This window comes from Chryseobacterium sp. TQ-BC-N36 (genome assembly GCF_058382295.1).
The window spans coordinates 2442438-2456052 of sequence record NZ_CM178175.1; the positions used below are offsets into that span (position 1 = coordinate 2442438).

Consider the following 13615-nt stretch of genomic DNA (forward strand, 5'->3'; position numbering starts at 1 on the left):
GTGAATGAAAAACATCAAAAAATATTATGTACTATAGTACATATTATAGAAAATGTTTTTATATTTGTAAAATAAGTTATTGAAATGTAACTTTGCGATACTTCAAAGAAATATAGAAGCTATTGCTTAGAATCTCGAACTGAAAACTGGTAATTTTTAATATGCGAGAGGATAAGTAAGTAGCTCACGACCTAGGCGTGAGCTCACTTATCTGCATATAAGGTATACCAGTGCCCCAGTTCGGATATGTTGAGTTTCACGCCATTTATTTGGAGGCAAGATGTAGTGAGATAGTGCATAAAGTGGTACAGATAATTCATTCGGATCTAAGCAGTTTCTTTTAGCAATCATTAAGCTGAAAAATACCGCTTATGAAAAGATCATACTCACTACCCCGAAAGCTAACTGATTTTCAGTTATATGAACTGCTGAAAAAAGGTGATCCCACCTCATTAGAACATATCCATTTACGATACAAAAGACTTCTTTTTTGGATTGGAAAACAGATGCTTGAAGATGATTTTGTTGTAGAAACTTTGGTGCAGGACACATTTCTTAAACTCTGGCTACACCGTGATACCATTGAAACTCCAAATCATATTCTTGGCTTTTTACGGTTTGTTTTAAAAAGAGACTGCATATCTTATTTCACTGCTCCGAAAAATAAATTCGCACGCCTAACGGCTTCACTTGAAAGTTTTGAGAACTATCAGGATTATCTTATAGGTTTTGATCCCCAAAATGATAAAGAGAATCTCCTCGATCAGGAATCTGAACAAAAGAAATTTGATGAAGTTAAAAAGGTTGTAAACGTACTCGATCCCAAAAGAAAACACCTTATTGAACTTTGTCTTGAATATGGTTTTCAATACAAACCAATCGCAGAAGCAATGGGAAGTAGTGTGACAGGCATCAGCAATGAGGTGAGCAGAGCTATAAATGATCTTCGGAAAATTCTTAATAGAAGTTCTCTAGAACTTCCAACGGAAAAAGCTTTCGGTAACAAAGAGCAAACTAAAAAACTAAGTAGTCAGCAACTCGACATTATAAATAGAAGATTTGAACAGAAATCTTCATTTGCAGTTATTGCACGAGAACTAAAACTTTCTGAAAAAGAAGTCCACCAGGAGTTTCTTTATGCCTACCATTATTTACAGACGAAATAACTCTGAAATATCTATTTGATATGGAAAAATCGACGATTACACTTACCCGAAAAATTCAGTTGCTGATCGATGTTCCATCAGATCAAAAGAATGAAATGTGGGAAAAACTCTATCGATATCAGAATCGATGTTTCAGAGCAGCTAACTTAATCGCTTCTCATCTGTATGTTCAGGAAATGATCAAAGATTTCTTTTACCTTACAGAAGAACTTCAATACAAGTTGGCTGATGAAAAAAAAGATGAGATGGGAATGTTTAACCGTTCGAAAACTGGAACTACCGCACGAATGGTATTTGACCGTTTCAAAGGAGAGATTCCGACTGATATTTTAGGAAGCCTAAACAATACAATTCAGTCTACTTTTTCTAAAAATAAAGCCGACTATTGGCAAGGAACAAAATCATTGAGAAATTTTAAAAAAGACATTCCAATTCCTCTTCCGGTTAAATGCCTCAGCAAAATTAGATACGTGGAAGAAACGAAAGCCTTTTGCTTCAATATGTTTGCAATACCTGTTAAAACATATTTAGGAAAAGACTACACAGATAAGCGAGTGATAATGGAACGTCTGCTAAAAGAAGAGATAAAACTATGCACTTCGCAGATACAATTAAAAGACAGGAAAATCTTTTGGCTTGCAGTTTTTGAATTTGAAAAAGAGAAAAACTTGTTAAAACCCGAAATCATTGCGGAAGCTTCTCTCTCTTTGGAACATCCAATAGTTGTAAAAGCCAACAATGTAACAATCAATATTGGCTCGAAGGAAGAGTTTTTGTATCGCAGGCTTGCGATTCAGGCAAGCCAAAAAAGGATTCAAGACGGCATAGCCTATGCCCGTTCAGGAAATGGAACTAAACGCAAACAGAAAGCATTATATAAATCAGATAATATGGAAAGTAAATATGTAAGTCATCGGCTTCACCTGTATAGCCGAAAACTTATAGATTTCTGCATAAGACAACAGGCAGGCACACTTGTTCTTAAAAATCAGGAAGAAAAAATCGGGATTGCAAAAGAACAGGAATTTGTGCTTCGCAACTGGAGCTATTATGAACTGCAGACCAAAATAAAATACAAAGCAGAAAAAGCTGGTATCGAATTGATCATCGGATAGCTAAAAAATGAGGGTGCTTGTAAACCCGTGGGGTGAGGTTTTTAACTCTCACTAAATACTTTAAAAGTATATACAACGGCGTGGGTTCTTTTTTTTAATATAGCATGGAATACAAAAATGGTAAATAAGAAAAAGAAGAAAATCACAGAACATAATTTCATAATTTCCATTACAGGGAAGATTAAAGATTGCTAGGAAGCTTAATTTTATTTTGTTTGTTTAACCAACAAACTTTTTATGAACTAACACCTAAAAACTATAATAGTAAATGTATTATTGATTTTAAGTATTATCGGTTTTTAGATTAAGTTGGAAACTGATAAATAGTAGAAATAATACCGTTAGCCGCCTATATTATTAAGCTCAATCCCATTAATTATTATTTGCTTAGGTGAATCTCCTTCTTCTGGAACAACAATAATGATATCTCTTTCATTTTGAGGATTTAGTAAACCATCTAATATACTAATTTTACTATATTTATTTTCTAAAAAGCTTTCTAATTGTCTCAAATTACAAGGAAGTGGTTGAAGAGTAATAACTTTATTCCCATCGTTATCAAGGAAGGAAATAGTTATCATATTTCCATTGAGAGAGGCAGATATTTTCAAATCTTCATTTTGATAGCAATGAATAAGACCATTAAGACCATTGGGATCCAAATTCGACATTTTGTATACAAAAATAATAGTGGGAGGTTGAGCACCTTTTGCATACGAAAATCTCACATGGTCAGCCTTACTATAAGATGTTATAATTTCTTCCTTTATCTTTTTCCTTTTTTCTTCTATAGCCATCTCGTTAAACTTATCATCGGAAATACAACAATCAATCACTTTTTTCCCACTACCACAAAAACAAGGATCTGTTTTACTTAGCCACGATTTTTTAACAATAAATTCTGCATCATCGCCTGATTCAAGATTTATACTATCACCCTCTAACGCTCTTTCAAATTCTTGCATCTTTTCTTTCATCATCTCTTTTTCTGCTTCAGAAAGTTCTCTGTTCCAATTACTTTTTATTGGATAATTGAAAAACTCTTTCCATAGTTGAAAAGTAAATGATGATTCAATAATCGGCGGAACATTTTTATATTTTTTTCTCTCATCAGTTTCAAGAGTATTAAGAAACGTAACAATGTTTTTTAAATCCTCTTTTAATTCTTGCCCAACTATAAACTTTTGATCTTCTCTAAGTAAAAGAGGTATGAGACTTTTGTGAAATTTATCATTTGATGTAAACACGTTCCCAAAAGGTAAATAATAGAAATATTCTAAATCTACTCGATTGGTTGGTCTGGTTCCAATTAATCCACTAGTTAGGCCAAAAAGAAATAATGAATCAACTCTTAGGCAATGAAATGCATAAGGTGCAAATTCTTTTATCAAGGGGTTGCCTGATTGATACCATCTTCCAAAAATTTGAACGGCTGCATCAGCTTCAATATCATAATTTTCAAGCAAAGAAATTAATAGGAATTCTTGTATATTCGGGTCATTAAGAACCTCAGTAACATATTTATCTAGTTCTTTAAAATCTACAAACTTTAAAGATTTATCAGGTTTTAAAGATTTTTTTAATCGCTCCAGTAAATCCTCTTGAGTTGTTGTCATCCGCCAAAGTGCAGATAGTTCGTGATCTGCTTCAGTAAAATTTCCTTCTTTCCATTTATAGATAGATTTTTCTTCTTCTGACTCTTCAATTAGATAACCTTTCATTCCACTTTCAGAAGTAACAGCTTTCTTCATACCAACATGAGGTCTACCATCAAATGAAATAGTGTTTCCTAAAAGCTCACTCTTTATAATAGTCTTGTAATGTAAGTTTACAATTGTCTCCATAGGAAACAGTTTATTTGCAAAATCTTTAACTCTATCTTCAGATGGTGTATTTCCTTCCTGCACTTCCTTTTTTAAGTCCCCTAAGATTTCCATAGTGAGCACTGGAGTGATTATGTGCTTGTAGTAGCAACTTAATCTATACAATTCCTCAAAACTTAATGATTGGAATGTTGATTTATCTATTATTATTGAGATATTCATTGTTTGTATTTCTATTGCTAATATAAAGTTTTATTTTGAAGATTTAATTTTGTGAAGATTTAGACATATTATTTATCTTAAGTTTTCTTGGATTATAGTCGTATTAAAATTTTCTACCTTTTTTTTTCTTTTGCATTGCAATATTCTCAGCGTCATAGTCTATATTATTACCGAATCGTAGGAAATTGAAAAGCTGATTTGCCATCTCATTATTTTTAAAAACCTCATTAATAGCAGAGAATGGGATATTATTTTCTTTACAAATTTTTTCTGCAATCTGCCCCATTTCTGATATAAGCTTTTGCTTATCTGTTTTATCTAGGTTTGGACTTCTATATCTTGAAAATTTGATCTCTCTTTCAAGAATATTGGTGACAGAATCTAAATATTTTTTCTTTTCAGAAGCAAAGACGGTCGGATTGGACAATAGAACGGCGTTTTTGTTTTTGAATAGATTTACCTGTTTTTTTAAATCATCAACCTTTGTATTAAGCTCAACAATTTGTTTTGACTTAGACTCTAACTCAGTTTTATTTTTAAGAATTGTGCTTTTGTAAGTTCGAAATGCTTTTTCATAATTCGCAATTGTTTTGTCAGTCTTAATTTTTTTAAAACCTAAAAAATCATTTTCCTTTACTATCAGCTCTTCCGATTTTTTGGAACTCATCTCAGATTTCATCGTATTGAATCTTTCTTCCAAAACTTTAAGATCTTCTTCTTTTTGCTGAATTTTAAATTGAATAGCCTCTAATCTTCCTTTCGATCCAGAAATCCCCCTTTCCATATTCAGGCATTCAGCTGTCAGATCCTGCATTTTTGAGTAGTGGTAAGATTGATGCTTAAGTGTTTTACCAGTTTCCAAATCCTGCCAATCAGCTACAAGATGAGCGTGATAATTTGGCTTCCATTCTTTCGTGTCTTTATCGGTATGACCTTCGTCTTTATGAATAGCAATTTGAAAAACACGAATATTCAATTCTTCTTCCAATCTCTTCGTCAAATTTTGAAGTTCCAACATGGTTGTATCTTCTTTAATTACAACTACAGCTTCCCGAACTGGCATTGCATTCTTCTGCAATTTTCTTCCGGACTTTTCTTTACAGTATGCTTCGATTTGTTGGATTCGGTCTGCTATTTTCTGCTCAATCCAATATTCATTCTTTGATGTCAGATCTTTACGGATATAGTCGAAAGTCTTCTTTCTGAAATTATGAGTTTCAGAATCCGATTTGACAGCTTTAAAATTAATTGAAGTCTTCATTATTTTTCATCTTTAAAAATTTATCAAAGATTTCTTTGATTAAAATTGCTGCAAAATATTATGCAGAATTCCAATTTACCTGTGGATATTTTACGCACCTTTGAAATAGACCTGTGTGTTTTTTACACAGGTTTTCATCAGTCAACCTTAGTCTATTTCACTCAGGTTAGAAGCCTCGCAGAGCGTATTTGAAACTTTGTTGGGAGGAACGACCTTCAAAGTTGCGAATGCGCTCCTAACTTCTGCCGGTAGTTGATAAAAACATACAGCACGCTCTATCAACGTTTCATTTTAAAACCATTTGAATTTCTAATTTCTGGTTCCGGCTTTCTCTCTTCTGTTTTATCAGCTTCAGGAAATTTTATAGAATTCTTACCTAAGTTAATCGAGACATCATTGATTATCCGATGCATCAAAAATTCGTTCAGATCTTTATGGTTTGAATAGATATCGGAATGATCTTTTGCTTCCGGAAAAAATTTTATGATTAAAGACTTACATTTAATTCCTGCATTATCATTATCTAAAAAAAGATTGATATCAGAATATTTATTCAGATGTTCTATGGATTTTTTTAAAAGAGCAATGGAATTCATTACGAGAATATCTCCTGAGAAAGATTTCTGCATTTCTACAAAAGACAAGGCATCCATAAAACCTTCAAAAACTGCAACAGATTTGATATTTTTATCTTGAACATTTGATCTATCCTGTACACTACTATTGAGATTAATTATTGAAATATCCTTTTTCAACAATGAACCTTTATAAAAAGAATTGCGAAGCTCAAAGCCTTCGGATAAATTTTCGAAGCCAATTGCATAGAGTTTTTTTTCTCCGATTGTAAATCGCACCTCTTTTATGTACTCATAAGTTTTAGAACTTAATCCACGTCCCTGCAAATATTGTTTTAGGTTTGGATTCTGGAGATTCAGTATTTCATTAATTCTGTAATTTGGTTCTGACTTTCTCACCTGTGCTTGCTGATGAAAAGAAGAAAAATTTTGTTTTTTCGCCCAGTCCAAAACTTCATTTACCGAGGTCTTTAAATATTTCTTCATAAAATCAGTGTTATTACCACCGATGCCTTCTGAATGAAGATACCAAGCATTGAGTCTTTTATCCAATTTAAAAGAGGCTTGGAATTCGCTGGCAAAGGGGTTGAGATACCAAGCTTCTTTTTCATTTTGTTTCGTGGGAAGGTGTCCGAGAGAAAGGAGGACTTCCTCCAACGATATGCTGTTAAATTGTTTGCAGTTCATAGAGTTAAATTTTCCGTGTTTTGAGTGTAATTTTTTTTGTTGAATTGTTGAGTAAACATTGTAACCTATTGATTAAATACAATTTGGATATTCAACAAAGTCTCAACAATTCAACAAACAAGAGTTTTTGCGCTCAACAAACATTCAACAAAAATTTTGGTTTAGAAGTTTGTTGAGGATTTTGTTGACTGTTAAATATTTGATTTTGTTTTCATTATCAATCAACTCAACATTTCAACATATTTATTTAGAATAAAATCCTTGTTTATGGTGAAAAACCGACCAACTGAATTGTTTTGGTAAAAGATTCCAGCAAAATCAATATCGTATCTGATATAAGTCAAACCATTAGTTTGTGGAACTAATTTCCAAGTTTCTTTGAGTATATTTCGAATATCATTTCTTGTCCAATACGTTGGTCTGAACATTCGATTCATCATATTCAGTAAATCCTGTGGAACAACATTGATCTGCTCATCATTATTGCTTTCAAAAAACTCATACAGCAACTCAATTATCTTAGATTCCAGTTTATTATTATTCTTAAAAACTAATTTTTGAAGTGCTTTAGTTCTTATTTCATCGGCAGAAAACCACATTCTGGTTTTCTTCTCAGTTGAAAATGGTCGATCAATTAAAAACCGAAGTAAATAGGGGATTTCAGAAATAAGATTGCTAAGAAACTCTGTATTTTCAGTTTTAATGGGATTGATTTTCAGTATCCAGAATCGTATTTCATTTTCATCAATTTGAATGAAATTTTCTTCGTTATTGGAACACAAAATAAACTTGGCGAAAAAGTCGATTTCTTCTCTGTCTTTCCCTTTGGCTTCGAGTTTATCTTTATTGGTTGTCGATAGATATTTTAATCGTTCGGTAATTTCTTTTTTATCGAAGAAAACTTCATCAATAGCCACCAATAGCATTGCTGCCCAATCGGAATTAAATTGACTTCCAAAAGAATCACCTTTAATGTAGGTCATGTTCAAACCGAAAATCTCTTTCAACCATTTGATGAATGTAGATTTTCCGGTTGATCTTTCTTTAGAAACCAAACATAAAATTGGTAGAATTTGCGTCGGAAATTGTAACAGAATTTTTAAGTAATCCAAACCCATTTCCAGCTGTTCGCCGAAAATATGGTCGACAAACTTTAACGAGAAAGGAATCAAGTTTTTTAAATCTTCCTTTTCACAAGAAGGAGCAAAAGGAATTTCATTATAAATATTATAAAAACCTTTAACGATTTGTTGATAATCTAAATGTTCCGGAATACAGCAAAACCCATCATATTTCGGAATATCCCCAACAAAACTTTTTCCGTGGTCGTTGATAATTGTTTCCCGATTCCAACGAACCAAAACCGAAGTTGTATCACCTGAGATTAAAGGCTTTTCTATGTTTTTATAGTAAGTGGTTCCAACTCTCAAATAAGGGGATTTCTTGCTCATTTTGACAGATTTTGATTAGAACCTATATTTGACTGTCGTGAATTTTTCTTGAAGCTGGCTTCAGCTTCTGATTGAATTTCCTGTAGAGTTTTCTTTTTACCTTTAGAAATCCAGTCTAAAAGTTCATCTTCAAAAAAATAAAGTTTCTTCCCATTTTTATAACAGGGAATTTTTCGGGTTCTGACCAATGTGTAGACAGTTGGTTTTGCTTTGCCAATTAATTGGCAAGCTGCATCAATGTCAATCGGAACTCTCTTTTGAGAAATAATAGGAACTTCTTTTCTTTCTACAAGAAACTTAATCTCTGCGATTTCGCTAACTAAATGTGCGACTGCTCTTGGCAGGTTTTCAAATGAAATTTCGTTACTATCCATAACTAATCGTTTTTAATTGTTATGGTGCAAAGAAAAAAAGTGATTCCTCCGTGATAACCGTAAACACGCAATTACAGAGGAATCACTCTACAAACACTTTGTTTTGTAATTTTTTATAAGTTTTATTAGTACGTCAAATTTTCTTGAATTTTGATTATGCCTTTTTTAGGCTCGTCCTTTAAATGTGATTTGATGGTATCAACATCAATATCATCAAGCGAAACGAACACAGTTTTTAATAATTTCGAAACTCGTTCTTGTTTTATAGGTTTAAAATGATTCCAAATATTCCAACCAAAATGATAGAGATCAAGATTTGAAAGTTCTTTAGTAACGACTGAAGTGTGAGGTGGGATTTCTTCTTGTTTTGAATAGAGACTTATTGATTTGCAAATTTCAGCAAGACTTTCGTCAGTTACATATAAAGCAAATTGATTACGGGTATAATCAATAGCTATTTGTAATTTTTGATTTTCAATCTGTTGCTTTTCTTGAAGTTGAACTTTTCTTAGAGACTCCAAATTTACCAATACAGAAGTTTGAGCTAAATTATTTTCCTGTGAATCTTCGTTGAAATGAATTGATGAATTATCGTTTATTATTGTTTCTTGCACCTCAATTTTTTCATCTAAATTATTAGCTGGAACTGATTTTATCACGGTGTTTTTTGAATTCTTACGTTTCTGTATAAATTTTTTAATACCTACCAAAATTACATCCAGAAATAAAATAATAATACCATAAATCAAAACACTAAAAGCGGTAATTGACCAAAAAACAATATTCGCAGTATATTCATCTCCACCTTTATGAAGAAAAGAAAGTCTCGCCAATGTCCCCGCAACTACACATACGAGCAGAACCGAAAGATAAATAACTATATATTCAAAATATTTCAAATTCATTTTTGTAAATTCTTTAGATGAATGGCTTGTGAAGCTTTATTTTTCTTTTCATCTACCACTTTTGCGTAAACTTGAGTAGTTTTTACATTTGTATGACCAAGCATTTTACTCACGGTGTAAATATCTGTTCCACTAGATAGCTGTAGAGTAGCAAAAGTATGTCTAAAATTATGAAAAGTTATTTTTTTGGTAATTCCTGCACTTTCAATCCACTTTTTAAGTGGTCGGGAAATCCAAGCTGGATTAGTCAAATTTTTAAAAATCAAATCAGTAGGAAGACCTACTTCACCACAAAGCTGTAATGCTTGTTTAGAAATCGGCATGTATTCTACACCTTTTGTTTTTTTCTGCGTGAAATTGATTTTTGCTTGCTCATTTTCAATACTTATTTCGTCCCATGTTAGTTTTTGGATATCAGAATGCCGTAGACCGGTTAAAGCTGAAAATAATGCTGCACGTTTAAGGACATCAAGTTCGCAAGGTGTTTCAACCAAGGTATTAAGTTCTTCTAGAGTTAGATATTCTCGTCTTGACTCCTCGTGTGGAATCGATTTTACTTTAGCAGAAATATCAGAAGTAAAGTAACCATCAATAAAAGCTTCTTTTAACGCAGCTTTAAAAACGGAAAAATATGTTGAAGCGGTATTCTGAGAAATAGTATTCTCATTATTATTTCCATTTTTTGCAGTCAAAAGATATGATTTAAATTTTTCACAGAATTTTGTATTTATCTGTGAAAAGGTAATTTTTTCACCTCCAAAATCTTTTAGAAATTTAATGGAGCGATACCAATTTATTTGTATAGATTCTGAACTGTTTTTATGCCTCTTAGTGACTAACAAATCAAAATATTTAACAAAATCCTGCTGAGATTTTTCTTTTTCTTCAGCCTTTATTGCGTCAAGTTCACTGTAGAGTTCTATATTATCATATTCTCTTTGACGTAATTTGCGAAGAGAATCTGCGTAGATCATTGTTTCTCGGTCATTTTCACTTTTACAAATGATGATACCGTTATCATCTCTTTTAGGTTTATATGAAACTGAATCTTGCTTAGTTCTTGCAGGCCTTTTTTTGTCAAAATCTACAGTTGTGACACTTCGGTTTAAATATTCCCGAACTCGTTGTGCTTTCTCTTTACCAGGCACAATAACAGGATAACTTTCCAAATAAATGAACCATTCTTTTCGGAACTCGGCTTTTCGCAATCTTACTGTAACTTTAGTTTTCAATAATTCTTTCATTTTCCGTCAAAAATTTTATCGATTAAATTTTTAGGCACATATACGAAACTTCCAACTTTTTTTGTCGGAATTTTGTTTCTTTTAATAAGGTTTGTTACGGTTCCTGGATCAGCATGGAATTTTGAACTAATTTCGGAAATTGTGTAGCAATTACCAACTTCAAAATTGGGTTTCTCAACTACTATTTCTTTTTTCTCTGGCATTTCAACGGCTGAAAACAAAGCTTCCAAATCTGATCGCTTCACGCGAGTCAGTCTTGTTCCAAGGTTAGTCCCAGTAATTACTCCTCTTTTTATATATCTGTGAATGGTATCTTTTGATATTCCAAACATAACTGTAGCTTCAGCAACCGAAATAAAATCCCTTGTTTGTACTTCAGCAATCTTGTTTTTATATTTTTGTAAAAGAATTTCTTTTTCTACTTTTTCTTTTTCAAGCTTCTTCTTTGCTTTTAATGCTTTATTGTTACAAGAAGTAGAACAAAAACGACTTGTAACTGTCTTTGCTTCAAAAGGTTTCGAGCAATGCTCACAAACCCTCGGTATTTTTAATTTACTAAATCCCATTCTGAAATAACATCCTGCACATTTTCTGTTTTTCGGTTTCTAAAATAAAATAAGGCGCATAAGACGCACATACTATCCAAATAACGCTCGGTACAAATAAGAGACAAAAATACAATAAAAAATGATTAAAATCAACTATTATCAAAAATTACAAAAGCAAAAAAAATCGCTGTAAACATTACATTTACAGCGATTTGCTAATTTATTTCAATCGATATTAATCGATGATAATTGCTACTTATTTGACTTCTTCGAAGTCTGCATCCTGTACATCCTCACCTCCTGCATTACCACCAGGGTTCTGAGCTCCTGCACCTGCATCAGCACCTGGCTGTTGACCAGCTGCATATAACTCTTCAGAAGCGGCCATCCATGCTGCATCTAATGCTTCAGTTTTAGCTTTTACATCATCCGCATTTTTAGCTTCGAAAGCTGTTTTTAATTCTGCATGAGCTGCCTCAATAGCTGCTTTTTTGTCAGCAGAAAGTTTTTCACCGAATTCTTTCAGTTGCTTTTCAGTCTGGAAGATCAATCCGTCAGCTTTGTTGAAGATTTCAACTTCTTCTTTTCTTTTAGCATCTGCTGCAGAGTTTTCCTGAGCTTCTTTCTTCATTCTTTCGATTTCTTCCTCAGAAAGACCTGAAGAAGCCTGGATTTTAATAGACTGCTCTTTACCGGTTCCTTTATCTTTAGCAGATACACTTAGGATACCGTTAGCATCAATATCGAAAGTTACTTCAATCTGAGGAACTCCTCTTGGTGCTGGCGGAATATCTGTAAGGTCAAATCTACCGATTTCCTTGTTATCATTGAACATGGGTCTTTCTCCTTGTCCAACTCTGATGCTTACAGCCGGCTGGTTGTCAGAAGCTGTAGAGAATACTTCAGATTTTTTGGTTGGGATCGTCGTGTTTGCTTCAATTAATTTAGTGAATACAGAACCCATCGTTTCGATTCCTAAAGAAAGTGGTGTAACGTCAAGAAGTAATACGTCTTTAACATCTCCTGTCAATACACCTCCCTGAATAGCAGCACCAATTGCTACCACCTCATCAGGGTTCACTCCTTTAGATGGTTTTTTACCGAAGAATTTTTCTACTTCTTCCTGGATGATCGGGATTCTTGTAGATCCCCCAACCAGAATTACTTCATCGATATCAGAAGTTGATAAACCAGCATCTTTTAATGCTTTAGCAACAGGCTCCATAGATCTTCTTACAAGATCCGCAGATAATTGCTCGAACTTAGCCTTTGTTAAAGTCTTCACCAAGTGTTTAGGACCTGTAGCAGTAGCTGTGATATATGGTAAATTGATTTCAGTCTGAGGAGAAGAAGATAATTCAATTTTAGCTTTTTCAGCCGCTTCTTTCAATCTTTGAAGAGCAATTGCATCCGCTTTTAAATCTACACCTTCTTCGGCTTTGAACTCGTCAGCCATCCAGTTGATAATCACATCATCGAAGTCATCCCCTCCTAAGTGAGTATCTCCATTTGTAGACAATACTTCGAATACACCGTCTCCCAAATCAAGGATAGAGATATCAAAAGTACCACCTCCAAGGTCATATACTGCAATTTTTTGATCTTTATGATTTTTATCAAGACCGTAAGCTAATGCTGCAGCTGTAGGCTCGTTGATAATTCTTTCTACTTTAAGTCCAGCGATTTCACCAGCTTCTTTAGTAGCCTGTCTCTGTGCATCATTGAAGTATGCAGGAACCGTGATCACTGCTCTTGTTACTTCCTGTCCAAGGTAATCTTCAGCAGTTTTCTTCATTTTCTGAAGAATCATTGCAGAAATTTCCTGTGGTGTATATTCTCTATCGTCGATTTTTACTTTTACAGTATCGTTTGGTCCGGCAACTACTTTATAAGGTACTCTTGTAATCTCAGAAGCATCATCTTTAAAGTGTGTTCCAATAAATCTTTTGATAGAGTAAACAGTTTTGGTTGGATTCGTTACCGCCTGTCTTTTTGCAGGATCACCTACTTTTCTTTCTCCATCTTCCGTAAATGCTACGATAGAAGGAGTTGTTCTTTTACCTTCAGCGTTAGGAATAACAACAGGGTCTTTACCCTCCATTACAGCAACACAAGAGTTGGTTGTTCCTAAGTCAATTCCAATTATTTTACTCATAATATTTTATATTTTTTCTATTTTTAATTTAATTTACACTCTCAATTTCTCAATATCTGTACCATTCGAAGAAATATGACAAAATGACA

The 13615-nt window shown here is 33.2% G+C and carries 11 protein-coding genes; 2 read left to right on the plus strand and 9 right to left on the minus strand.

The genetic code is table 11. From position 1 onward, the window contains the following. Positions 1-371 precede the first annotated feature (371 nt). Both AC3FI7_RS10890 and AC3FI7_RS10895 read left to right on the plus strand, forming a co-directional pair. A complete protein-coding gene (locus AC3FI7_RS10890) occupies positions 372-1166 on the plus strand; it encodes an RNA polymerase sigma factor (protein ID WP_238557195.1) in 795 nt (264 codons plus the stop codon). A 20-nt stretch (positions 1167-1186) separates the two neighbouring features. Beyond that, a complete protein-coding gene (locus AC3FI7_RS10895) occupies positions 1187-2281 on the plus strand; it encodes a hypothetical protein (RefSeq protein WP_260124469.1) in 1095 nt (364 codons plus the stop codon). Between the two features lie 341 nt (positions 2282-2622). Here AC3FI7_RS10895 and AC3FI7_RS10900 read toward each other — a convergent pair whose 3' ends face one another. The 9 genes from AC3FI7_RS10900 to dnaK all read right to left on the minus strand — a co-directional run bounded on the left by AC3FI7_RS10900 (position 2623) and on the right by dnaK (position 13526). Beyond that, entirely contained in the window at positions 2623-4326 is a 1704-nt protein-coding gene (locus AC3FI7_RS10900) for an SEC-C domain-containing protein (protein WP_491462026.1), read from the minus strand. A gap of 103 nt (positions 4327-4429) precedes the next feature. Further along, positions 4430-5587, minus strand: a complete 1158-nt coding sequence (locus tag AC3FI7_RS10905) for a plasmid recombination protein (protein ID WP_260124468.1) — start codon at positions 5585-5587, stop codon at positions 4430-4432. 278 nt (positions 5588-5865) lie between these two features. Further along, entirely contained in the window at positions 5866-6849 is a 984-nt protein-coding gene (locus AC3FI7_RS10910) for a DUF8464 domain-containing protein (RefSeq protein WP_491462027.1), read from the minus strand. A gap of 221 nt (positions 6850-7070) precedes the next feature. Then, the gene (locus tag AC3FI7_RS10915) at positions 7071-8300 is read right to left on the minus strand and encodes a primase-helicase family protein (RefSeq protein WP_260124466.1); all 1230 of its coding nucleotides are present in this window, start codon (positions 8298-8300) and stop codon (positions 7071-7073) included. Further along, entirely contained in the window at positions 8297-8674 is a 378-nt protein-coding gene (locus tag AC3FI7_RS10920) for a helix-turn-helix domain-containing protein (protein WP_491462028.1), read from the minus strand. Before AC3FI7_RS10920 ends, AC3FI7_RS10915 begins: the two co-directional genes overlap by 4 nt. A gap of 125 nt (positions 8675-8799) precedes the next feature. Then, the gene (locus AC3FI7_RS10925; RefSeq protein WP_491462029.1) at positions 8800-9579 is read right to left on the minus strand and encodes a hypothetical protein; all 780 of its coding nucleotides are present in this window, start codon (positions 9577-9579) and stop codon (positions 8800-8802) included. Then, entirely contained in the window at positions 9576-10823 is a 1248-nt protein-coding gene (locus AC3FI7_RS10930; RefSeq protein WP_336667678.1) for a site-specific integrase, read from the minus strand. The genes AC3FI7_RS10925 and AC3FI7_RS10930 overlap by 4 nt, the downstream gene beginning before the upstream one ends. Further along, positions 10820-11389: a helix-turn-helix domain-containing protein gene (locus AC3FI7_RS10935; protein WP_260124465.1), complete on the minus strand. Its 570-nt coding sequence runs from the start codon at positions 11387-11389 to the stop codon at positions 10820-10822. The genes AC3FI7_RS10930 and AC3FI7_RS10935 overlap by 4 nt, the downstream gene beginning before the upstream one ends. Positions 11390-11627: 238 nt before the next feature. After that, the gene (dnaK, locus tag AC3FI7_RS10940) at positions 11628-13526 is read right to left on the minus strand and encodes a molecular chaperone DnaK (protein ID WP_142724802.1); all 1899 of its coding nucleotides are present in this window, start codon (positions 13524-13526) and stop codon (positions 11628-11630) included. Between the last annotated feature and the right edge of the window lie 89 nt (positions 13527-13615).

Bases quoted from the DNA above. Each gene is read 5' to 3' on its own strand.
- AC3FI7_RS10895 (WP_260124469.1), top strand. From the start codon at position 1,187: ATGGAAAAATCGACGATTACACTTACCCGAAAAATTCAGTTGCTGATC.
- AC3FI7_RS10890 (WP_238557195.1), top strand. From the start codon at position 372: ATGAAAAGATCATACTCACTACCCCGAAAGCTAACTGATTTTCAGTTA.
- AC3FI7_RS10900 (WP_491462026.1), bottom strand. From the start codon at position 4,326: ATGAATATCTCAATAATAATAGATAAATCAACATTCCAATCATTAAGT.
- AC3FI7_RS10930 (WP_336667678.1), bottom strand. From the start codon at position 10,823: ATGAAAGAATTATTGAAAACTAAAGTTACAGTAAGATTGCGAAAAGCC.
- AC3FI7_RS10935 (WP_260124465.1), bottom strand. From the start codon at position 11,389: ATGGGATTTAGTAAATTAAAAATACCGAGGGTTTGTGAGCATTGCTCG.
- dnaK (WP_142724802.1), bottom strand. From the start codon at position 13,526: ATGAGTAAAATAATTGGAATTGACTTAGGAACAACCAACTCTTGTGTT.
- AC3FI7_RS10910 (WP_491462027.1), bottom strand. From the start codon at position 6,849: ATGAACTGCAAACAATTTAACAGCATATCGTTGGAGGAAGTCCTCCTT.
- AC3FI7_RS10905 (WP_260124468.1), bottom strand. From the start codon at position 5,587: ATGAAGACTTCAATTAATTTTAAAGCTGTCAAATCGGATTCTGAAACT.
- AC3FI7_RS10915 (WP_260124466.1), bottom strand. From the start codon at position 8,300: ATGAGCAAGAAATCCCCTTATTTGAGAGTTGGAACCACTTACTATAAA.
- AC3FI7_RS10925 (WP_491462029.1), bottom strand. From the start codon at position 9,579: ATGAATTTGAAATATTTTGAATATATAGTTATTTATCTTTCGGTTCTG.
- AC3FI7_RS10920 (WP_491462028.1), bottom strand. From the start codon at position 8,674: ATGGATAGTAACGAAATTTCATTTGAAAACCTGCCAAGAGCAGTCGCA.